The sequence below is a fragment of the Actinomadura miaoliensis genome, from assembly GCF_039536785.1.
Classification (GTDB): Bacteria; Actinomycetota; Actinomycetes; order Streptosporangiales; family Streptosporangiaceae; genus Spirillospora; species Spirillospora miaoliensis.
The window spans coordinates 139,088-159,666 of record NZ_BAAAZG010000055.1; the positions used below are offsets into that span (position 1 = coordinate 139,088).

20 protein-coding genes are annotated in these 20,579 nt (G+C 73.8%); 8 read left to right on the top strand and 12 right to left on the bottom strand.

All coding sequences use genetic code 11. The features are described 5' to 3' along the window. Position 1 precedes the first annotated feature (1 nt). The 6 genes from ABD811_RS34965 to ABD811_RS34990 form a co-directional block, all read right to left on the bottom strand. A complete protein-coding gene (locus ABD811_RS34965; RefSeq protein WP_344956327.1) occupies positions 2-283 on the bottom strand; it encodes a hypothetical protein in 282 nt (93 codons plus the stop codon). Positions 284-329: 46 nt separating this feature from the next. Continuing rightward, positions 330-1,109, bottom strand: a complete 780-nt coding sequence (locus ABD811_RS34970) for a sirohydrochlorin chelatase (RefSeq protein WP_344956329.1) — start codon at positions 1,107-1,109, stop codon at positions 330-332. Continuing rightward, positions 1,091-1,801 carry a phosphoadenylyl-sulfate reductase gene (locus tag ABD811_RS34975; RefSeq protein ID WP_344956331.1) on the bottom strand — a complete coding sequence of 237 codons (711 nt, stop codon included), beginning with the start codon at positions 1,799-1,801 and terminating at the stop codon, positions 1,091-1,093. The genes ABD811_RS34970 and ABD811_RS34975 overlap by 19 nt, the downstream gene beginning before the upstream one ends. After that, positions 1,798-1,977, bottom strand: coding sequence for an Insertion element protein (locus ABD811_RS34980; RefSeq protein ID WP_344956332.1), 180 nt, complete (start codon positions 1,975-1,977; stop codon positions 1,798-1,800). Before ABD811_RS34980 ends, ABD811_RS34975 begins: the two co-directional genes overlap by 4 nt. 95 nt (positions 1,978-2,072) lie before the next feature. Further along, entirely contained in the window at positions 2,073-3,725 is a 1,653-nt protein-coding gene (locus ABD811_RS34985; RefSeq protein WP_344956334.1) for a nitrite/sulfite reductase, read from the bottom strand. Positions 3,726-4,052: 327 nt separating this feature from the next. Then, entirely contained in the window at positions 4,053-4,259 is a 207-nt protein-coding gene (locus ABD811_RS34990; protein ID WP_344956336.1) for a hypothetical protein, read from the bottom strand. Between the two features lie 294 nt (positions 4,260-4,553). Between ABD811_RS34990 and ABD811_RS34995 the strand changes: the two genes are divergently transcribed. The 3 genes from ABD811_RS34995 (at position 4,554) to ABD811_RS35005 (ending at position 7,551) form a co-directional block, all read left to right on the top strand. Further along, positions 4,554-5,663 (top strand): YihY/virulence factor BrkB family protein, encoded by a 1,110-nt coding sequence (locus tag ABD811_RS34995; RefSeq protein WP_344956338.1) that lies wholly within the window; start codon positions 4,554-4,556, stop codon positions 5,661-5,663. A 39-nt stretch (positions 5,664-5,702) separates the two neighbouring features. Further along, positions 5,703-6,668: a phosphotriesterase family protein gene (locus tag ABD811_RS35000; protein ID WP_344956340.1), complete on the top strand. Its 966-nt coding sequence runs from the start codon at positions 5,703-5,705 to the stop codon at positions 6,666-6,668. A gap of 160 nt (positions 6,669-6,828) precedes the next feature. After that, complete coding sequence (locus ABD811_RS35005) at positions 6,829-7,551, top strand: phosphoribosyltransferase (protein WP_344956342.1); 723 nt, start codon at positions 6,829-6,831, stop codon at positions 7,549-7,551. 316 nt (positions 7,552-7,867) lie between these two features. Here ABD811_RS35005 and ABD811_RS35010 read toward each other — a convergent pair whose 3' ends face one another. The 4 genes from ABD811_RS35010 to ABD811_RS35025 form a co-directional block, all read right to left on the bottom strand. Beyond that, positions 7,868-8,164: a WhiB family transcriptional regulator gene (locus ABD811_RS35010; protein ID WP_021600082.1), complete on the bottom strand. Its 297-nt coding sequence runs from the start codon at positions 8,162-8,164 to the stop codon at positions 7,868-7,870. A 189-nt stretch (positions 8,165-8,353) separates the two neighbouring features. Further along, the gene (locus ABD811_RS35015; protein WP_344956344.1) at positions 8,354-9,262 is read right to left on the bottom strand and encodes a ferredoxin family protein; all 909 of its coding nucleotides are present in this window, start codon (positions 9,260-9,262) and stop codon (positions 8,354-8,356) included. Between the two features lie 288 nt (positions 9,263-9,550). Beyond that, positions 9,551-11,074, bottom strand: coding sequence for a glycerol-3-phosphate dehydrogenase/oxidase (locus ABD811_RS35020; RefSeq protein WP_344956346.1), 1,524 nt, complete (start codon positions 11,072-11,074; stop codon positions 9,551-9,553). Continuing rightward, positions 11,071-11,664, bottom strand: coding sequence for a TetR/AcrR family transcriptional regulator (locus tag ABD811_RS35025; protein WP_344956348.1), 594 nt, complete (start codon positions 11,662-11,664; stop codon positions 11,071-11,073). The genes ABD811_RS35020 and ABD811_RS35025 overlap by 4 nt, the downstream gene beginning before the upstream one ends. Before the next feature lie 55 nt (positions 11,665-11,719). Here ABD811_RS35025 and ABD811_RS35030 point away from each other — a divergent pair, with 55 nt between their 5' ends. The 5 genes from ABD811_RS35030 (at position 11,720) to ABD811_RS35050 (ending at position 18,328) form a co-directional block, all read left to right on the top strand. Next, positions 11,720-13,318: an FAD-binding oxidoreductase gene (locus ABD811_RS35030; RefSeq protein WP_344956466.1), complete on the top strand. Its 1,599-nt coding sequence runs from the start codon at positions 11,720-11,722 to the stop codon at positions 13,316-13,318. A gap of 5 nt (positions 13,319-13,323) precedes the next feature. Then, positions 13,324-14,232 (top strand): diacylglycerol/lipid kinase family protein, encoded by a 909-nt coding sequence (locus ABD811_RS35035; RefSeq protein ID WP_344956350.1) that lies wholly within the window; start codon positions 13,324-13,326, stop codon positions 14,230-14,232. 282 nt (positions 14,233-14,514) lie between these two features. Next, positions 14,515-14,931, top strand: coding sequence for a YccF domain-containing protein (locus ABD811_RS35040; protein WP_425549492.1), 417 nt, complete (start codon positions 14,515-14,517; stop codon positions 14,929-14,931). A gap of 119 nt (positions 14,932-15,050) precedes the next feature. Then, positions 15,051-16,625 carry a metallophosphoesterase family protein gene (locus ABD811_RS35045; protein ID WP_344956354.1) on the top strand — a complete coding sequence of 525 codons (1,575 nt, stop codon included), beginning with the start codon at positions 15,051-15,053 and terminating at the stop codon, positions 16,623-16,625. 56 nt (positions 16,626-16,681) lie between these two features. Next, positions 16,682-18,328 carry a bifunctional 3'-5' exonuclease/DNA polymerase gene (locus ABD811_RS35050; RefSeq protein ID WP_344956356.1) on the top strand — a complete coding sequence of 549 codons (1,647 nt, stop codon included), beginning with the start codon at positions 16,682-16,684 and terminating at the stop codon, positions 18,326-18,328. Between the two features lie 5 nt (positions 18,329-18,333). On the opposite strand, the gene ABD811_RS35055 is transcribed toward ABD811_RS35050, so the two are convergent. Together ABD811_RS35055 and ABD811_RS35060 are read right to left on the bottom strand one after the other, a co-directional pair. Next, positions 18,334-19,602, bottom strand: coding sequence for a flavin-dependent oxidoreductase (locus tag ABD811_RS35055; protein WP_344956358.1), 1,269 nt, complete (start codon positions 19,600-19,602; stop codon positions 18,334-18,336). A gap of 72 nt (positions 19,603-19,674) precedes the next feature. Continuing rightward, positions 19,675-20,568 carry an ABC transporter ATP-binding protein gene (locus ABD811_RS35060; protein ID WP_344956360.1) on the bottom strand — a complete coding sequence of 298 codons (894 nt, stop codon included), beginning with the start codon at positions 20,566-20,568 and terminating at the stop codon, positions 19,675-19,677. Positions 20,569-20,579 lie beyond the last annotated feature (11 nt).

Here is a 20,579-nt window from a genome sequence, read left to right on the forward strand (position 1 = left end):
GCTACCGGGTGTCGTCGTGGCGTTCGGCCTCCCGGACGCCCTCCTCGTCGGGCGTCAGCGAGTCGGGCTGCCCGACGTCCACGCCCGGCACGCCGGTACCGCTGACCTCGTCCTCCTGGCGGGCCATGCCCTGCTCGCGGGGGACGGTGCTACCCTCGCCCGGCACCTCGGGCGGCCGGTCCTCGACGGTCCGGCCGCGCGCGTCGCCGCCGCGGGTGACCGGTGCGAACCGCCTGTCCCGCGTCTCCTCGGGCTCGTGGCCCAGATCCTCGCGTTCAGTCATGCACCACCGCATACCCGCCCTGACGGCGGTATGCGTGACCGTTCTCTCAGACGGCGACCGCGCCGGAGTGCGCGACCGCCTCGTCGTAGCGGTGCAGCACCAGGTCGGCCAGCTCGGGGGCGGCGCCCAGGACGGGCGACACCGCGTCCGCCCCGGCCGCCAGGGACTCCTCCCGCACCCTGTCGGCGAAGTACCCGGGCGCCAGGAAGTAGGACGCCACGGCCACGCGCGGCGCGCCGGCGTCCCGCAGCGCCGCGACCGCCTCGCCGGGCGTGGGACGGGCCGCCGACGCGAACGCCGGCACCACGCCGCGCCAGCCCCGCGACCGCCACTCGCGGGCCATCGCCCAGATCGTCGCGTTCGCCGACGGGTCGCTGGACCCCGCCGCCACCAGCACCACGGCGGTGTCCGGATCGCCGGGCGGCACGCCGGCCTCGGCCAGGCGCCGCTCCAGCGCCGCCACCAGCAGCGGATGCGGGCCCAGCGTGGCCGCCGTGCGCAGCCCCAGGCGGGGGTGCAGCGCCCGGACGCGGGCCAGCACCCCCGGCACGTCGGTCTTGCTGTGGTACGCCGCCGTCAGCAGCAGCGGCAGCACCACGGCCGAGCCCGCGCCGCGCCGCGCCAGCCCGTCCAGCACCCCGGCGGGCGCCGGAGGCGCGTGGTCGAGGAAGGAGGTCAGCACCTCCAGGCCCGGCCGCCGCCCCCGCACGGCGGCCAGCAGATCCTCGACGGTCGCGGCGGCGCGCGGATCGCGGCTGCCGTGCGCCACCGCGACCATCGGCGCCGGACCCGTGCCCACCGGCGTCGTCACAGATGGATGCCGCATTCGGTCTTGCCCGTCCCGGCCCACCGGCCGCTGCGCGGGTCCTCGCCCGGCGCCACCGGACGGGTGCAGGGCTCGCAGCCGATCGACGGGTAGCCGTCGTAGTGCAGCGGGTTGACCAGCACGCCGTTGTCGGCGATGTAGTTGTCCATGTCCTCCTGGGACCAGTGCAGGATCGGGTTCACCTTGACCATGCCGCGCCGCCCGTCCCACTCGACGACCCTGCGGGCGCGGCGGCTGGCGGTCTCCTCGCGGCGGATCCCGCTGAACCAGGCCATGTAGCCCTCCAGGGCCTTGCCCAGCGGTTCCACCTTGCGCAGGTGGCAGCACAGGTCGGGGTTGCGCCCGTACAGCCGCGGCCCCAGCGCGGCCTCCTGCTCGGCCACGGTCCGCGACGGCGTCACGTTGATCACGTTGACCGGGTAGACGGCCTCCACCGCGTCCCGGGTGCCGATGGTCTCGGCGAAGTGGTAGCCGGTGTCGACGAACAGCACGTCGATGCCCGGCTTGACCTTCGACACCAGGTGGATCAGCGCCGCGTCCGACATCGAGGACGTCAGGCAGATGCGGTCGCCGAAGGTCGCCACCGCCCAGCGGATGATCTCGAGCGTGGACGCCCCCTCCAGGGCCTCGGCGGCCGAGGCGACGACGTCCTCCAGGTCCAGGGTCGGTCTGTCGGTCTCCAGCAGTGTCACGGGGAAGTCTCCTTGTGTGTCCGGCGCTCGGCCGCCCGCGCGTCCCCGACGCCGAGGAATTTCAGCCTGAAGACGCGCAGGCAGTCCCCGCACGCCCAGGTCCCGTCCTCCTCGTGCGGTCGCAGGCGCTCCTCGCCGCAGTACGGGCAGTAGAACGGCGCCGCTCGTTCGCTCATTGCTCGATGGCCTTGTGAGTTCGGTTACAAAGATCGGCTGCAAAAGGTCGGCCGCGAGGGGGCGGCTGCCGGGACCGGCTGCGCGCCCGCGCCCGCTACCTGAGGTCGGCCTCGTCGGCGCGCCCCACCCAGTCGGCGAAGCTCTCGCCGTCTCGGCGCTGCTCGTCGTACCTGCGCACGACCCGCTCGACGTAGTCGGTCAGACCCGCCGAGGTGGTCTTCAGGCCGCGCACCTTCTTGCCGAAGGAGGCGCCGACCTGGCCGCCCAGGTGGATCTGGAAGCCCTCGACCTGGTCGCCGTTCTCGTCCACCACCAGCTGGCCCTTCAGGCCGATGTCGGCGACCTGGATGCGGGCGCAGGCGTTCGGGCAGCCGTTGACGTTGATGGTCAGCGGCTGGTCGAAGTCGGGCAGCCGCTTCTCCAGCTCGTCGATCAGGTCCATGGCCCGCTGCTTGGTCTCGACGATCGCCAGCTTGCAGTACTCGATGCCGGTGCAGGCCATCGTCTGGCGGCGGAAGGTGGACGGGCGCACCTGCAGGTCGTGCCGGGCCAGCTCGCCGGCCAGCGGCTCGGTGTTCTCCGCCGGGACGTCCAGGATCACCATCTTCTGCTCGGCGGTGGTGCGCACCCGGCCCGACCCGTACCGCTCGGCCAGGTCGGCGATCGTGTGCAGCAGCTCGCCGTTGACCCGGCCCGCCCTGGGCGCGAACCCGACGTAGAAGAGGCCGTCCCGCTGCGGGTGGACGCCCACGTGGTCGCGGTGCGGCAGCGGCGGGGCGGGCGGCGGCCCGTCGGGCAGCGCGTACCCCAGGTACTCCTTCTCCAGCACCTCGCGGAACTTCTCCGGGCCCCAGTCGGCCATCAGGAACTTGATCCGGGCGCGGTGCCGCATCCGCCGGTAGCCGTAGTCGCGGAAGATCGAGGTGACGCCCGCCCAGACCTCGGGCAGCCGCTCGGGCGCCACGAACGCGCCCAGCCGCCGGGCGAACATCGGGTTGGTGGACAGCCCGCCGCCGACGAACAGGTCGTAGCCGACCTCGCCCTCGTCGTTGACCACGCCGACGAACGCGACGTCGTTGATCTCGTGCACGGTGCAGTGCGCGCCGCACCCGGAGATCGCCGTCTTGAACTTGCGCGGCAGGTTGGAGAACTCCGGCGAGCCGATGTAGCGCTCGGCGACCTCGCGGATCTGCGGGGTCCCGTCGATCACCTCGTCGGCCGCGATCCCGGCCAGCGGACAGCCGATGATCACTCGCGGGGTGTCGCCGCAGGCCTCGGTGGTCGACAGCCCGACCGCCTCCAGCGCCTCCCAGATCGCCGGGACGTTCTCGATCTCGATCCAGTGCAGCTGGATGTTCTGCCGGTCGGTGATGTCGGCGGTGCCGCGGGCGTACTTCACCGAGATGTCGGCGATGGTGCGCAGCTGCGCGGCGTCGAGCTGGCCGCCGTCGATGCGCACCCGCAGCATGAAGTAGCGGTCGTCGAGCTCCTCGTCCGACAGCACGGCGGTCTTGCCGCCGTCGATGCCGGGACGGCGCTGGGTGTAGAGCCCGTACCAGCGGAACCGGCCGCGCAGGTCGGCCGGGTCGATGGAGTCGAAGCCCTGCTTGGAGTAGATGTCGAGGATCCGGCGGCGGACGTTCAGCCCGTCGTCGTTCTTCTTGTTCTCTTCGTTCTTGTTCAGCGGCTCGCGGTAGCCGAGGGCCCACTGGCCCTCGCCTCGCTTGCGTCTGGTCGCTGGTGGCACGGCGCGCGTCCTTGTCGGTCAGGGCGTTCGGTGGCGTGGGGCGGACGCATGGCGCACCGGCGGTCGCGAAGGCCGGGCTCGACGCTGAGCGTAAGGCGGTGACACGTGACGCCGGGGCACCACGCACCCGCGGGAGAAAAAGGGGGGCGTGGTCGGGGCGTCACCGACAGATCGCGCTGCGGACGCGGAGGAAGTCGACGTGCCGGCGCATCACCAGCAACGGGTCCGCAGCAGTCATATCAGCACTTTGACACGCCCTCTCGCGGCATGTCCAGTTGCGTCCGGCATGCGGACGCGGGCGGCGGACGATCATCACGGCCGGACCGGTCACCCCTGCCGCCTCCAGTTCACCTGCGGTTCGGCGGCCGGCGACGCGTCCGCGCGGTCGGCGCCCGCCGCGTCGTCGGGGGCCGCCGCGTCGTCGCGGCGGCTCCGCCGTTCCGGCGTCGCGGGGGCGGCCAGGTGCTGGCAGTCGCACCACGAGCCGCCACGGCACTCGCCGTGGCGGTGCTCCCGGCACGCCGCACAGATCACCCCTCCATTGTCACCGATGGGCCGCGATGCATGCGCGGGGGCACCCGGAGCCGCCGCGGGCGCCGAGACCCACCCTCGAAATGATCTTGGGCGGGCCGGGCGCGGCGCGCGTCGAACGGTGTGAACCACGCGGACCAAGCGGAACGGACACGACGGACGGCGGCGGCGCCCGCGACGGTGGGGGAGGGCCGCCCGCCCTGCACGTAACGGTCCGATCACGGAACGTGCGACGCGGAGTGCGAATTTGGGCGGTGTGCCATGGCCTGGACGGAATACACCCTACGGTGGGTGGGCATGACCAGCGTGTTCAGGCTGGGCAACCTGCGTCCCCGGGCCTGGGCACGCGCCATGCGGCTGAGACGACGTCCGGAGACGTCCGCCCCCGTGGCCGGCGGACCCGCCGGCGAGCCGGCCGGCGATGCGTCGGCGAACCCGGCAGGCGAGCCCGCCGGCGATGCGACGGCGAGCCCGGCCGGGGAGCGTCCGGCCGTCCGCGCGGTCGCCTGGGGGCTGGTGCGGGACACCGCCGTCGCGGCCTTCCGCTACCGGGTGACGGGCCTGGCCGCCGAGGCCGCGTTCTTCGCGCTGCTGTCGCTGCCGCCCCTGGTCATCGGGCTGGTCGGGCTGATGGGCCACCTGCGCGGCCTGCTCGGGCCCGGCACCGTCGAGGAGGTCCGCACCTGGGTGATCGCGCGGGCCGAGACCGTGCTGACCGGGCCCGCGGTCCACTCCGTGGTGGTCCCGCTGATCGACGAGGTGATCCGCGGCGGCAGCCCCAACATCGTGTCGCTGAGCTTCCTGTTCACGCTGTGGGCGGGCTCGCGCGCCACCAACGTCTACGTCGACACCATCACGATCGCCTACGGCCTGTCGGGCGTGCGCGGGGTGGTGCGCACCCGGCTGCGCGCGTTCTTCCTCTACCTGGTCGGCCTGGTGGTCATGCTGATCGTCCTCCCGCTGCTGGTGGCCGGGCCCGCGCTGCTGCGGCGGGCGCTGCCGGAGGGCGCCGGGTACGTCCTGCTGGCGTACTGGCCGGTGGTGGTGACGCTGTCGATCCTGTTCCTGGCGCTGCTGTACCACATGAGCGTCCCGGTGCGGACGTCCTGGTGGCGGCAGGTGCCGGGCGCGGTGATGGCGCTGGTGGTGTGGATCCTCGGCGGGTTCCTGCTGCGGCTGTACCTGAGCGGGTCGCTGAGCGGCGGGGTGTCGGTGTACGGGCCGCTGTCGGCGTCGATCGCCGTGCTCGCCTGGCTGTACGTGGCGGCGCTGGCGGTGCTGGTGGGCGCGGCGCTCAACGCCGAGATCGACCGGCGCTGGCCGAGCGGCGACACCGCCCGGGCCCGTGCCGCCACCGCGGCCGGCGAGCCGCTAAACACCTCGTCGGGTAAAAACTGTGCTGGCTAATAGTCGGAATTGGCCAAACATGTCGTAACCTCGCGTGACATGACCCTCCATGAGGAGAACGGCGGCCGGATCCGCACGGTGACCGGCGCCGTCCCCGTCTCCGCCGTCACCGGGCCGGTCCTGCCGCACGAGCACCTGCGGCTGGACCTGCGCTGGCCGGCCCGTCCCGCGCTGCTGGCCTCCGACCCGCGGCGGTGGCTGGACGAGGAGAAGGCGGTCATGATCGAGCTGTCGGAGCTGCGCGCCGACCGCGAGCTGGCCCTGGTCGTGGACCTGACCTGCGCCGGAATGGGGCGCAGCGCCCCGTCCCTGGCCCGCGTCAGCGCCGGGTCGCGGGTCGCGGTGGTGGCGGGCACCGGCGTGTTCACCGAGCCGTTCCACCCCGCCTTCGTCGGCGACGCCGACGTCGAGCGGCTGGCCGAGCACTTCCTCGCCGAGATCGGCTTCGGCATCGACGGCACCAACGCGCTGCCCGGCGTCATCGGCGAGATCGGCACCTGGGGCGAGGCGCCCACCGAGCGCGAGGAGCGGTGCCTGCGCGCCGCCGCCCGCGCCGCCCGCTACTCCGGGCTGCCGGTGGCGACCTGCGGACGCGCCGGGGCGGCCCAGCTGGACATCCTCACCGGCGCGGGCCTGGAGCCGCACCGCGTCGCCGTCGGACGCCAGGACCTCGCCGACGACCCCGCCATGCCCCGCAAGATCGCCGAGGCGGGCGCGTACGTGTCGTTCGGCTCGCTCGGCCTGGCGGGGGAGGACCCGGTGGCCCTGGGCGCCCGCGTGCGCGCCGTCATGGAGCTGCTGGAGGCCGGGCTGGGCGACCGGGTCCTGCTGAGCACGGGCGTGTCCCGGATGACGCACGTGCGCCGCTACGGCGGCGCGGGCTACGGCTACCTGTTCGAGGTGTTCCTGCCCGCGCTGCGCGCCGCTGGGGCCGACGAGGACACGCTGACGCGGCTCGTCCACGACAACCCCCTGCGCTGGCTCGCCTGCGCCGACGCCGCCTGAGCGTCCGCTACGCCGCCTGACGGTCTGATACGCCGCCTGACGGTCCGCTACGCCGCCTGACGGTCCGATACGAGGCCGGGCGGCTCGATAACCCGGCGAGGCTGGGTAGGGCACAGGTCAAGGGACAGGCGAAGTCCGCGACCCCGGGAGGGGGGCGCCGATGCCCTGGAACAGGACCGGCGGGGGCGCCGCGCGTGGCGCGGGTTCCGGAACCCAGAGCGTCCGGCTGCCGTTCACCGACCGCGCCGAGGCGGGCCGTCTCCTGGCCGAGCGGCTGGTCCCGATGGGGCTGGAAGGGGCCGTGGTGCTGGCGCTGCCCCGCGGCGGCGTGCCGGTCGGCTACGAGATCGCCCGGCGGCTGTCGCTCCCGGACCGGCCCGCCCGGCTGGACGTCCTGGTCACCCGCAAGATCGGCTATCCGTTCCAGCCCGAACTGGGCGTGGGCGCCATCGCCGAGGGTGGCGAGCCGGTGTTCGACCGGAACCTGCTGGACCGCCTGTCGCTGGACGAGGAGGACCTCGCCGCCACGGTCGAGGCCGAACGCGCCGAGCTGGACCGCCGGGTGCGCGCCTACCGGGGCGAGCGGCCCCTGCCCGACCTGGCGGGACGGGCCGTCATCGTGGTGGACGACGGGCTGGCGACCGGCGGCACGGCCCGCGCGGCGCTGCGTGCCGTGCGGGCGCGGCGCCCGGCGCGGCTGGTGCTGGCGGTGCCGGTGGGCGCCGCCGAGACCGTCCGGGCGATGGACGCCGAGGCGGACGACGTCGCGGTGCTGGCGGCGCCGTGGTCGTTCCGCGCGGTGGGCCAGTGGTACCGGGACTTCGAGCAGCTGACCGACGCCGACGTCATCTCCTGGCTGGACCGCGCCCGCCTCGCCGAGTGAACCGGCCGGACGCGCGTGGGAAGCCGGACGGACGGGCCTGGGAAGCCGGCCGGGGAATGGCGGGAGGCGCGAATTCGCGTAAATTGATCACACGCCGGGGCGGCATCGTGTATTGCGTTCACGCCATACTCCGCATTCGCGTCTCGCGTGGTGTTTTCGGCGGCACCGTGACGTACATGTGACGGACATGTGATGAAAGACGTCGGGTGTTTTCAGGGGCGGGCAACGCAAACGGCCCCGCAGTGCGGGGCCGTACGTTTTCCGGTGGCGTGCCGGGGTGCGCGACGCAGCGATCTGGCGTCCGGCGGAGATCGCCTCAGGCGGCGTTCGCGCGACGCATCCGGCGACGGCGCTCCGAGGCGCGCTCGTCTTCGTTCAGGCCGCCCCACGTGCCGTACTTCTCGGGCCGGGACACCGCGTAGTCCAGGCACTCGGTGCGCACGGGGCAGCCCATGCAGATCTGCTTGGCCTTGCGCTCACGGATCTCACGCTCGGGCTGACGCTCGCCGTCGGGTCCGAAGAAGAGCACCAGGTCTTCCCCCCGGCACGCCGCGGCGTCCTGCCAGCCCCAGCTGGGACGAGGGAGGTTTGCCTGACGACGTACCTGAGCCATGGAACACCCACCTTGGTTGGTTTTGCTGAGCAATTTCGGGACATGGACGCTCGACGTGCTACAAGACGTGCGTCAGCAGCGCCGAGAGGTCCAACGTCTGGAGTTGCCGCTCTGTTCCCCGCCCGGTTGTGTTCCGGGACAGAGGGCCGCGTGCGGCAAGGGAGACCCTCGAATGGGGCCTCCGAGAGATTACACGAGGGCCGCCTCGTTGAGAAGGGTGAGTTCCCTAACAACGTAGGTTCCGAGGTTCTCTTGACACTCCGCACCGCATGGACCGGTCTGCTCGACGCGCTCCACGACGATCCGGTAACGCCTCTCGCCTACAACAACCACCGCCTCGTACGGAGATGTTCCCGACACCGATTCCACGGTGACCGCCGTCACGCCGCGGATCCCGGTGTGCGCTCGCACGAAGTGCTCGGCGGCCTGCGCCGGTTCGGGGAGCCCGGCACGGCCGCGCAGCCGGTCCAGCAGGACCTCGCCCCGCAGGTAGGCGTCCACGGCCCGCACGGCCTCGTCGGGGCCGAGATCGCCGTAGTACACGCCGTGTGGGAGACATACCAGGTTCGCTGCGTAACGGTCACCGCCGACGTGGGTCGTTTCCCATACAAAAGGGTCGAAACGTGCCGTCAGTTTCCGTGCGAGCGGAGCACCGTAGCGGGCGCAGCAGGCGTTGCGCCGGCCGTGCGCGCACACCAGCAGCAACGGGTCGGTGACCGGCTCGCCGAACCCGGGGGGCGTCCCGGCGGCGACCGCCGCCAGGTCCAGGTCGGCCAGTTCGGCGGGGTCGGCGAGCTCGCGTCCCTCCAGCCAGACCCGCTCGCCGTGGGAGTAGCCCACGTACACCTGCACGGGCGGGATGCGGCGGCGCCGTCCGGACCTGCGGATGAGCTGCGGCCGGACGCCCGCGGCCTGGGCGGCGCGCACGGCCTCGGAGATCGCGGGGTGGCCGGGCAGTCCCTGCTCGACGCGCTCGGGCCACGGGCCCGGGTGCTCGACGAGCAGCCAGCCGCGCGCCTTGGTGGTCGCGCTCGCCAGGCACGACCGCTCGCCCGAGTGGCTGCCCGGGCAGTGGGCGCAACTGTTCCGGCGCGTCACGTGGGACCCCCGTTGATCGATAACGCGATTAGGTTAGGTTAACCTAATCAACCCCCGGGTCACCAGGAGACATGAATCACCTCATACCCTGGATTTGATCTTTGATGACCCGGTGGTGCGCCGTTTCCGGCGCCGCCGTCGCCTCTCGGCCACGGATTCGGCGTCTTACCTGCGCGCTTGGCCGTGCTGCCCGTACGGTGACGTCACGCTTGCCCATGCACGCGCACTCGTCACACGTGCTTCGCATGCCCAACTTTGTCAGGCCGAGCTTTGTCACGCCGAGCTTCGTCACACCACCGAGAGGAGGGCCTCCGCGGCGGGCAGTGCGGCGGCGCGGTCGGCCGGCACCAGGCCGATGCGGGTGCGGCGGTCGAGCAGGTCGCCGGCGTCCAGCGCGCCCTCGTGCCGCACCGCCCAGGCCAGTTCGGCGCGCAGCACGGGCAGGCCGGGCAGCACCGGGTCCAGCAGCGAGGCGTCCTCGCGCGCCAGCGCCGCGACGAGCGGCGCCTCCGTGCCGTACCGCCGCACGAGGCGGCGCGGCGCGTCCAGGGCCGCCAGCCGGGCGGGCGGGGCGGCGCCGACGAGCGGCAGGCGCGCGGTGCGGCTCGGTCCGGCGTGCAGACGGGGAGCGGACGCGACGGCCGCGTCCACGGCGTCCTCGGCCATCCGCCGGTAGGTGGTCAGCTTGCCGCCGACGACGGTGACCACGCCGTCGCGTGAGGTCAGCACGGTGTGCCGCCGGGAGATGTCGGCGGTGCTCCCCTGACCGTCGTCCAGCAGCGGGCGCAGCCCGGCGAACGCCCCCGCCACCTGATCACGGGTCACAGGGACGTCGAGGGCCGAGTCCAGGATGTCGAGCAGGAACCCGATGTCGGCCTCGGTCGGCTCGGGCACGTCCGGGACGGGGCCGTCGACGGGCTCGTCGGTCAGGCCGACGTAGACGCGTCCGTCCTCCTGGGGGATGACCAGGACGAACCGGTTGCGCTCCCCGGGCACGGGCAGGTGCAGCCCCGCCGACAGCCCGGGCAACGCCGTCGACCGCAGCACCAGGTGCGTGCCCCGGGACGGGCGCAACCGCACCCCGCCGACCAGTTCGCCCGCCCAGACGCCGGTGGCGTTGACCACGGCCCGCGCGCGCACGGTGAACTCGCGGCCCGACAGCTCGTCGCGTACGTGCGCCCCGTCTCCGCCCAGGGCCAGAGCGCGGCAGCGAGTGAGGATGGACGCGCCCAGCCCGGCCGCCGTGCGGGCGATGGCGGTCACCAAACGTGCGTCGTCGGCGAGGCGCCCGTCCCACGACAGCAGTCCTCCGCGCAGCCCATACGGACGCAGGGGAGGGGCCAGGCGCAACGTCTCGATGGCCGACAGGCGGCGGGGGCGGGGCAGGACGGCGCGTGGGGTGCCGGCGGCCAGGCGCAGGGCGTCCCCCGCGTGCATCCCGGCGCGGGTCACGGTGGTCTGGGCACGCCCCACCATCGGCGTGAGCGGCAGCACGAACGGCAGGGCGCGCACCAGGTGCGGGGCGGTGCGCTCCATGAGAATGCCGCGTTCGACGGCGCTTTCGTAGGCGACGTCCACGTGCCCGGAGGCCAGGTAGCGCAGCCCCCCGTGCACGAGCTTGGAACTCCACCGGGACGTGCCGAACGCCAGGTCGTGTGCGTCGATCGCCGCCACGGACAGGCCGCGTGAGGCCGCGTCGAGGGCCACGCCCGCACCGGTGACGCCCAGCCCCACCACCAGGACGTCCACGACCTTGCCGGGGAGGTCGTCCAGTTCCCGGGCCCTGCGCGCGGCGGACAGGGACGTGCTCATGGCGCCAGGGTCCTTTCCAGGATGTCGCGCAGTTCGGCGTCCAGGGCGTCCATGGACAGGCCGGGGTCGGTGTCGTCGGTCATGGTCGGCGCCGACAGCGCGAACGACTGGACGATCAGCAGCAGCGCGCGCGCCTGCCGGGCCGGATGGCCGCGCCGGATGGTGCCGTCGGCGTGCCCGGCGCGCAGGGCCGTCTCGAAGAACTCCAGGAAGGCCTCCTGGCTGGCGCCGCGCCGGTCGAGCACGTACGGCAGCAGCAGCTCGGGATCGACGTCCACGATCTTGCGCAGCAGGGGATGGGCCCGGAACGCGCGCACCCCCTCCACCAGGGCGTCGACGAGCCGTTCGCGGACCGGGCGGCCGTCCTCGGGCGGCTGCGCGGCCGCCGCCACGCCGATCCACTCCCGGGTCATGAGGTCGCCGACGATCGTGCGCACGTCCGGCCAGCGCCGGTAGAGCGTCATGCGCGACACCCCGGCGCGGCGCGCGATGTCGGTCAGCGTGGTGCGGCGCACCCCGACCGCCAGCACGCAGTCGCGGGCCGCGTCCAGCACCGCGTCATCGGTTGGCTTGTTACGATTAGACGCCATATGTCACAGTGTAAGCATGTCGAGGGCGCAGGGAGGCGCGGTGGACACCCCGGACATGCGGTGGAGCGGGTGGGGAGACCCGGCCAGGGCGACGCGCCTGCCGGACGGCGCCGTGCGCCTGCTGCGCGACCTGCTCGGCGTGCGTCCCGCCGAGGCCGCGCCGCCACGCCTGGAGGACGTCACGGTCCCCGCCTCGCGCCTCGGCGAGGAGACTCTCGCCGCCCTGGCCGAAGCGGTCGGGGGCGCCGAGCACGTCCGTGCCGACGCGGAGACGCGCATCAGGCACACCCGCGGCAAGTCCACCCCCGACCTGCTGCGCATGCGGGCCGGGGAGACCTCTGACGCGCCGGACGCGGTCGTGCTCCCGGGCTCGCACGAGGACGTCCTGGCCGTGCTGCGGGTGTGCGCGCGGCGGCGCACGGCGGTGGTGCCGTTCGGCGGGGGCACCTCGGTCGTGGGCGGCCTCACCCCGCACGGCCCCTTCGACGCCTTCGTCGCCCTGGACCTGCGCCGCATGAACGCGCTCGTCGACCTCGACCCGGTGTCGCGCACCGCCGTGCTGCAACCGGGGCTGCGCGCGCCCCAGGCCGAGGCGCTGCTGCGCGAACACGGCTTCACCCTCGGCCATTTCCCGCAGTCCTATGAATGGGCGTCGATCGGAGGCTTCGCGGCCGCGCGCTCCAGCGGGCAGGCGTCGGCCGGGTACGGGCGGTTCGACGACATGGTGCTCGCGCTGACGGTGGCCACGCCCGAGGGCACGTTGCGCCTGGGGCGGGCGCCCCGGTCGGCGGCCGGGCCGGACCTGCGTCAGCTCGTCCTCGGCTCCGAGGGCGCGTTCGGTGTGATCACGTCGGTGACGGTGCGGATCCGGCCCGCCCCCGAGGCGCACGCCTATGAGGGCTGGCGGTTCGCCTCCTTCGCCCAGGGCGGCGCGGCGCTGCGGCGGATCGCCCAGGACGGCCCGCAGCCGACCGTCCTGCGGCTGTCCGACGAGGCCGAGACCATGGTGGGCCTGGCCGACCCGGACGCCATCGGGGAGGGCCTGGGGGAGACGTCCGGATGCCTGGCCGTGGTCGGCTTCGAGGGCTCGCCCCAGGAGATCGCCGACCGCCGCGCCCGGGTGCGCGCCGTACTGGAGGACGAGGGCGGCGAACCCCTGGGCCCCGGGCCGGGCCGGTCATGGGAACACGGCCGTTACAACGCCCCCTACCTGCGCGACGCGCTGCTGGACGTGGGCGCCTTCGCCGAGACCCTGGAGACGGCCGCGTTCTGGTCCGGCCTGCCGGAGCTGTACACGGCCGTCAGGGACGCGCTCACCACCACCCTGACCGCCCAGGGCACGCCGCCCCTGGTCATGTGCCACATCTCGCACGTGTACCCGGCCGGGGCGTCGCTGTACTTCACGGTCGTGTCCGCCCAGGGCGCCGACGCCGTGACGCACTGGGAGAAGGCCAAGCACGCCGCCGGCGACGCCATCCTGGCCGCCGGCGGCACGATCACCCACCACCACGGGGTCGGCACCGACCACCGCGCCTGGTACGAGCGCGAGATCGGGCCCCTCGGCGTCGACGTGCTGCGCGCCGTCAAACGCAGGCTCGACCCGGCGGGGATCCTCAACCCCGGCGTCCTCCTCCCGCCCGCAGCCCAGGAGTAGCCGCGATGCCGTCGCCAGAAGGCCGCCGCGCGTTCACCGCGATCGTCAACCCCGCCGCGGGCGCCTCCGCCTCCGCGGCCACGCTCGTCCCCTTGGCGCGGCTGCTGCGCGAGGCGGGGGCCGAGGTCGTCGTCGAGTACAGCCGCGGACTGCGGCACGCGGCCGCGCTCGCCCGCACCGCCGCCGACGCCGGCCGCGTCGTGCTGGGCGTGGGCGGAGACGGCATGGTCGGCTGCGTGGGCGGCGCCCTGGCCACGACAGGGGCGGTGCTGGGAATCGTCCCCGCCGGACGCGGCAACGACTTCGCCCGTCAGCTCGGCATCCCCTCCCGGCCCGACGCCCTGGCCCGCCTGCTGCTGGAGGGGGAGCCGCGCGCCGTGGACGCCATCGACGCCAACGGCACCCCCGTCCTGGGCAGCGTCTACGCGGGGGTGGACGCCGTCGCCAACGCCAACGCCAACAGGACCCGGGTGCTGCGCGGCTCGGCCGCGTACTACGTCGGCGCGTTGCGGGCCGTCCTCACCTGGCGACCGGCCGACTACCGGATCACCGTGGACGGCCAGGAACACCGGCGCACCGGCTACACCGTGGTCGCCGCCAACTCCGGCTGGTACGGCTTCGGCCGCCACATCGCCCCCGACGCCCGCGTGGACGACGGCCTGCTCGACGTGGTCGTCATCAACCGCGCGCCGAAACCCCTGTTCTTCGCCGTGATGCGGGAGCTGGAGAACGGCCTTCACGTGCGCCGCCCCCAGGTGGAGGTCCTGCGCGGCCGCCAGGTCCGGATCGAGCTGGCCACGCCGGGCCGGACGCTCCCGTACGGGGCGGACGGCGAGCTGCCCGGGGTGCTCCCGGTGACCGCCACCGTCCTGCCCGAGGCGCTGCGCGTCCTGGCCCCTGATCCCGCCCCCTGATCCAGCCCCCGAGCCCGCGAGACGGCACGCCGGCGCCGTGCACCAGATTTGGACGGCAAGTTCTGGTCGGTTTACGCCTGCATTACGGACGCCCGTATAGCGTTCAGAACGTCCCGATAAGGGACCTAAGGGCGACTGCGGGACCGGTCATGAGATGGCGACAGCTCGCCGTTCTGGGGGGACTCATGATGACCGCGGTCGTCCTGGGCGTGGTGGCGCCGACGTCCACGGGGGTGGCGTCGGCGCCGACCGCGTCGTTCGCGCCCCCCACCGCGCCGCGGGATGCCTAGGGTGGGGCTCGTGCGCACTCTGCTGAACATCATCTGGCTCGTGCTGTCGGGATTCTGGCTTGCCGTCGGCTACGCCATCGCCGGGATCATCTGCTTCATCCTGATCATCACCATCCCGTTCGGCATCGCCTCGTTCCGCATCGCGCTGTTCGCGCTGTGGCCGTTCGGCAACACCGTGGTGCGCCGCCGCGACGCGGGCGCCGCCTCCTGCCTGGGCAACGTCATCTGGCTGGTGGTCGCCGGATGGTGGCTGGCCCTCGGCCACCTGGTCACCGGCATCGCCCTGTGCGTGACGATCATCGGCATCCCGTTCGGCATCGCCAACTTCAAGCTGATCCCCGTGTCGCTGTTGCCGCTGGGCCGCGAGATCGTCCCCACCGGCGACCCGCGCACCTTCACCGTCCAGTGAGGCGGCCGCGGGCCGGGCAGGCCGCGCGAACCGCCGGGTGAGCCCCGCCGAATCGCTTGACGGGGCAGATCATCTCCGGAAAGGGTGGCGCTGTCCCCTCATCCTGCCGGAGGTGAAGTGTGCGCGCCGAGGACGCGGCCGCGGAGCGAACCCCAGAGAACTCCCGCACGTCCGAGGCGGGCGCGGGATGGGTGTGCGGGAAGCCGGGCAGCTTCGGCGAACTGCTGCCCGAGCGGGTCAAGCCGTTCTCCTGGCGCCGCCCCACGGTGCTGTGGCGCTCGCGCAACGACGTCATCGCCAAGCTCTTCGGCGACCCGTCCAACGGCATCCGGCGGCGCTGCGTCGCCGCGCTGACCGCGCGCGGCACGAGGGCGGCGTTCACCATGCACCGCTCGGCCACGGAGTTCTCCTTCCTGCTCCTGGGAGACACCGGTGAGGGCGACCGCTCCCAGTACGCCGTGGTGCCGCCCGCGCTGCGCGTGGGGGAGGACACCGACTTCATGGTCATCGCCAGCGACGTCATCTATCCGGCGGGGGACGCCGCCGACTACCCCGACAAGTTCTTCCGGCCGTACCAGGGCTACCCGGGGCCCATCTACGCCATCCCCGGCAACCACGACTGGTACGACGGCCTGCAGGGGTTCCTCCGGGTGTTCTGCGACCTGACGATCGACTGCACACCCGAACCCTGGCGCGGCCCCCTGGCGCTGGTGCCGCGCCTGCTGTGGCGCCGGCCGGGCGAAGTGGACGACAAGGCGCTGGCCCAGGCCAGAGACCGCTACCGGGGCGCCCCCAGGCAACGCGCGCGGCAACCCGGGCCGTACTGGGCCATCGACACGCCCGCGCTGAGGATCGTGGCCATCGACACCGGCATCACCGGCGGCCTCGACCGCGACCAGGGGGCGTGGCTACGGGAGGTCTCCGCGGGCCCCAAGCCCAAGCTGCTCATCACCGGCAAGCCCCTGTGCGTGGACGACCGCCGCGCCCCCGGCCGGATCGAAGGCGGCGGGACGGTCGACGACGTCGTCCGCGACCCGGCCAACAACTACGTCGCCGCGATCGGCGGCGACATCCACAACTACCAGCGCTACCCGGTGCGCGTGGGCGACCGCACGATCCAGTACGTGGTGGCGGGCGGCAGCGGCGCGTTCATGCACGCCACCCACATCATCCCCCGCACCCGCCTGGTGGACGAGAACGACTTCCGCTGCTACCCGCTGCGGGGCGACTCGCTGTCGCGCTACAGCAAGCTGTACGGCAGGTGGCTGCGGCTGCCGAAGCTGTTCGAGCTCACCCCGCAGGAGGCCACCGAGGCCATCCGCCACCGCCTGGGCATCGAACCGGCCCGCGCGTACAACAGCGTGGGGGAGGCCTCGGGAGCCTCCCCGTCGCGGCGCGCCCGCTTCGTCGCCGCGCTGCTGGGCGTGCCGAAGGGGCAGCGGCGAAGGCTGCGTTACGCGCGGCTCCCGGTGCGCAAGGTGCCGCAGCGTTTCCGTTCGGAGATGGTCGACTGGGACCGCCCGCCCTTCTTCAAGAGCTTCCTGCGCATCGACGTCACCGAGGAGCGGCTGCGGATCCGCTGCTTCGCGGCGACGGGCTGCGGCGACCAGGAGGACCGACCGCCCGTGGAGGACGAGGTGACGATCCCCCTGCGGCCCGCCGCCACGGCCGCCTCCCCCTCCTCGCCGGCCTGACGGCCGCGCTGGTCGCACGCGCCGGTTCTGTCGGTGCCGTCCGCGACACTGGAGCGGTGAGGATCGCGGTGGCCTGCGGAGAGGACGGCGGGGGCACGCTGCGTCCGGTGGGCGACGACGGCGCGCCCGCGGGGCCGGCCGAGCGTGTCGCCGACCTCGCCGCCGCGATCGCCGACCGCGAGCGCGCGGCCGCCCCCCGGTGGGTGTGGCCGTCCACCGCCCGGGTGTATCCGCGGCTGCTGCGCGCGGGCGTGCGGGTGGCGCGCTGCCACGACCTCGAACTGGTCGAGACGCTGCTGCTCGGCCACGACGGCCGCTACGGCGAGCCGCGTTCGGTGCGGGCGGCCTGGGCCAGGCTGAACGGCGCGCCCGTCCCCGATGACCCCGCGCCGCCCGACGTCCGCCCCCAGCCGTCGCTGTTCGACGACGAGACCGGCGGCGCCCCCGACGCGGGCGCCCGGCACGACGACATCGACCAGGTCGTGGCGGTGCACGCCGCGCAGCGCCGCCGCGTCGCCGGGCTGGAGGGGTTCGCGCTGCTGGCGGCGGCCGAGTCGGCCGGCGCGCTGGTCGCCGCCGAGATGGGCCACGACGGGCTGCCCTGGTCGGCCGAGCGGCACGACGCCCTGCTCACCGAGCTGCTCGGGCCCCGCCCGTCCGGCGGGCTGCGCCCCCGCCGCCTGCAGGAGCTGGCCGACCGCATCGGCGAGGCGTTCGGACGGCACGTCAACCCCGACTCCCCGGCGCAGGTGGTCAAGGCGTTCGCCGCGGCCGGGCTGCCCGTCCCCTCCACCCGCGCGCACGTGCTCAAACGCGTCGACCATCCGGCGGTGCCGCTGCTGCTGGAGTACAAGGAGCTGGCCCGGCTGCACACCGCGCACGGCTGGACGTGGCTGGACACCTGGGTGTCGGGCGGGCGGTTCCGGCCCGAGTACGTGGTCGGCGGCGTGGTGTCGGGCCGCTGGGCCACCAACGGCGGCGGCGCCCTGCAGATCCCGCGGGTGCTGCGCCGCGCGGTCGTCGCCGACCCCGGCTGGGCGCTGGTGGTCGCCGACGCCGCCCAGCTGGAGCCGCGGGTGCTGGCGGCGCTGGCGGGCGACCGCGCGTTCGCCCGCGCCGCCGCCGAGGGCGACCTCTACAGCGCCCTCGCCGACGCCTTCGGCGGCGCCCGCGACAAGGCCAAGATCGCCCTGCTGTCGGCGATGTACGGGGGCGGCACCGGCGAGGCCGTGCAACTGCTGGCCGTGCTGAAGAGCCGGTTCCCCGAGGCGTTCGGGTTCGTGGAATCGGCCGCCCGCGCGGGCGAGCGCGGTCACCTCGTCCGGTCGCTGCTGGGCCGCACCTGCCCGCCGCCGTCGGCCGAGTGGCGCGCCCTGACCGCCGAGGGCACCGAGCGCGCGGCCGCGGCGGTGCGCAGCCGGGGCCGCTTCACCCGCAACTTCGTCGTCCAGGCCACCGCCGCCGACTGGGCGCTGGTGCTGCTGGCCACGCTGCGGCGCCGCCTGGCCGCCCTGGGCCCGCCCCGCCTGGTGTTCTTCCAGCACGACGAGGTGATCGTCCACTCACCCGCGGAGCTGGCCGAGGAGGTGGGGGCGGCCGTGCGGGCGTCCGCCGAGGAGGCCGGGCGCCTGCTGTTCGGCCGCACCCCCGTCGTGTTCCCGATGGAGACCGCCGTCGTCGACTGCTACGCCGACGCCAAATGAGGACGTCAGCGGCGCACGCTCAGGGACGGGCGGTTGTTCAGCGCATCCACGTCGGAGAACGACGTCTGCCGGTAGGCGTTGCTGATGGTGGCGAGCTCCTCGGCGCTGAGCACGTCCTCGATGCGCTCGAAGCCGTCAGGGGCGCGTTCGCTCACCGTGTGCAGCACGCGGTCGGCGGGCATGTCGCGGCACGCCAGCACGATCGCGTTCACCGGCTCGCGGCGCGCCTTGTCGTAGGCGGCCAGCCCGCCGGCGGGGTCGCCGGGACGCTGCGCCAGCTCGTGGGCCAGCACCCGGGCGTCCAGGATCGCCTGCGAGCCGCCGTTGGACCCGATCGGGTACATCGGGTGGGCGGCGTCGCCGAGCAGGGTGACCCGGCCCTGGCTCCAGAACGGCAGCGGATCCCGGTCGATCATCGTGTGCTCCAGGATCCGCTCCGTCGACGACAGCAGCGCGGGCACGTCCAGCCAGTCGAACCGCCAGTCGGCGAAGTACGGCAGGAAGTCCTCCAGCCGTCCCTCCCGCGTCTCCACGTCGGGCGCCTCGGTGATCCCCTCGTCGACGAGCTTGACCTCGGCGGACCAGTTGAGCAGCGCCCGCCCCTCGTCCTGGGCCCGCCGGGAGATCGGGTAGACCACCAGCTTGGCGGCGGTGTTGCTGCCCGCCACGGCGATGGTGCGGTCGTCCAGGAACGGCTCGCCCTCGGTCATGCCGCGCCACAGCCGCACGCCGTTCCACAGCGGCCCGGACTCGCCCGGGTGCAGCTGCGCCCGCACCGTCGAGCGGAACCCGTCCGCCCCGATCAGCACGTCGCAGCGGGCGGTCTCGACCGCGCCGGTGGCGCGGTCGCGCAGCCGGGCCCGCACGCCCGCGTCGTCCTGCTCGAACGACTCGAACGCCGTCCCGGTGCGCACGGCGTCCGCGCCGAGCCGGGCCCGGACGGCGTCGAGCAGGATCAGCTGCAGCTCGCCGCGGTGGATCGAGTACTGCGGCCAGCGGTACCCCTGCGCGACGCCGCGCGGCTCGGCCCAGATGCGGCCGCCGTGCCGGTCGAAGTGCGCCATCGCGGCGGGCGTGACGCCGGTGGCGGCCAGCTCCTCGCCCAGCCCCAGCTCGGTCAGCTCGCGCACGGCGTGCGGCAGCAGGTTGATGCCGACGCTCACCGGGCGCAGCCGCGTCGCCGCCTCGACGACCTGCGTGCGGATGCCGGCCTCGTGCAGGCTGAGCGCCACGGTGAGGCCCCCGATGCCCGCTCCGACGACAAGTGCGTCCATGGATCGCCTTTCCGTCCTCGCGTTCTGAATGTCCGACCTCGACCGGCGGACGGGCCGGTCCCGCAAGCCGCCCTAGCCGTCCTTGCGCGCCGCCGCGACGTCGGCCTTGTCCGTCTTCGTGTCCGTCTTGTTGATGTCGATCCTGGTCTCGTCGGCGGTGTCCGTCTCGGCCTTCGCGGAATCGGCCGCAGTGACATCGGTCTCGCCGAGCGCGCCGTGGTCGCCGCGGACCAGGCGGCCCACCTTCGCCCGCGTGCTGATGAACTCCGGCATCGCCCGCGTCTCGATCTGGTCGCGCTCGGCCGGCAGCGGCACCGGCACGTCGGCGACCACCCCGGTGGGGGACGGCCCCAGCACGACCACCCGGTCACCGACGTAGACGCTCTCGTCGATGTCATGGGTGACCAGCAGGATCGTCATCTTCTCCGCCCGGTGCACCTGCAGGACCAGGTCCTCCAGGTCCTCCCGGGTCTGGGCGTCGACCGAGCCGAACGGCTCGTCCATCAGCAGCAGCGACGGCTGGTAGGCCAGCGCGCGGGCGATCGACACCCGCTGCTGCATGCCGCCCGACAGCTGCCAGGGGTACTTGCGGGCGGCGTCGGCGAGCCCCACCGACTCCAGCGCCCGCATCGCCGCGTCCCGCCGCTCGGTCTTGGACTTGCCGCGGCGGCGCAGCGGCAGCGCCACGTTGTCGCGCACCGTCAGCCAGGGGAACAGCGAACGGCTGTAGTCCTGGAACACCACGGCCAGCCCGTCGGGGACGCCCGCGACCTGCTCGTCGTTGAGGACGACCTTCCCGCCGGTGGGGCGGATCAGCCCGGCGATGCAGCGCAGCAGCGTGGACTTGCCGCAGCCGGACGGGCCGACGATGCTCACCAGCTCACCGTCGGGGACGGTGAGGTCCATGCCGCGGATGGCGATGTGCCCGTCCGGATAGGTGTGGCTGAGGGCGGCTATCTCCAGCACGACGTCAACCC

Coding starts and splice junctions, on each gene's coding strand:
- ABD811_RS34965 (WP_344956327.1), bottom strand. CDS start 283: ATGACTGAACGCGAGGATCTGGGCCACGAGCCCGAGGAGACGCGGGAC.
- ABD811_RS34970 (WP_344956329.1), bottom strand. CDS start 1,109: ATGCGGCATCCATCTGTGACGACGCCGGTGGGCACGGGTCCGGCGCCG.
- ABD811_RS34980 (WP_344956332.1), bottom strand. CDS start 1,977: ATGAGCGAACGAGCGGCGCCGTTCTACTGCCCGTACTGCGGCGAGGAG.
- ABD811_RS34995 (WP_344956338.1), top strand. CDS start 4,554: ATGACCAGCGTGTTCAGGCTGGGCAACCTGCGTCCCCGGGCCTGGGCA.
- ABD811_RS35000 (WP_344956340.1), top strand. CDS start 5,703: ATGACCCTCCATGAGGAGAACGGCGGCCGGATCCGCACGGTGACCGGC.
- ABD811_RS35005 (WP_344956342.1), top strand. CDS start 6,829: ATGCCCTGGAACAGGACCGGCGGGGGCGCCGCGCGTGGCGCGGGTTCC.
- ABD811_RS35010 (WP_021600082.1), bottom strand. CDS start 8,164: ATGGCTCAGGTACGTCGTCAGGCAAACCTCCCTCGTCCCAGCTGGGGC.
- ABD811_RS35020 (WP_344956346.1), bottom strand. CDS start 11,074: ATGAGCACGTCCCTGTCCGCCGCGCGCAGGGCCCGGGAACTGGACGAC.
- ABD811_RS35025 (WP_344956348.1), bottom strand. CDS start 11,664: ATGGCGTCTAATCGTAACAAGCCAACCGATGACGCGGTGCTGGACGCG.
- ABD811_RS35030 (WP_344956466.1), top strand. CDS start 11,720: ATGCGGTGGAGCGGGTGGGGAGACCCGGCCAGGGCGACGCGCCTGCCG.
- ABD811_RS35035 (WP_344956350.1), top strand. CDS start 13,324: ATGCCGTCGCCAGAAGGCCGCCGCGCGTTCACCGCGATCGTCAACCCC.
- ABD811_RS35040 (WP_425549492.1), top strand. CDS start 14,515: ATGCCTAGGGTGGGGCTCGTGCGCACTCTGCTGAACATCATCTGGCTC.
- ABD811_RS35055 (WP_344956358.1), bottom strand. CDS start 19,602: ATGGACGCACTTGTCGTCGGAGCGGGCATCGGGGGCCTCACCGTGGCG.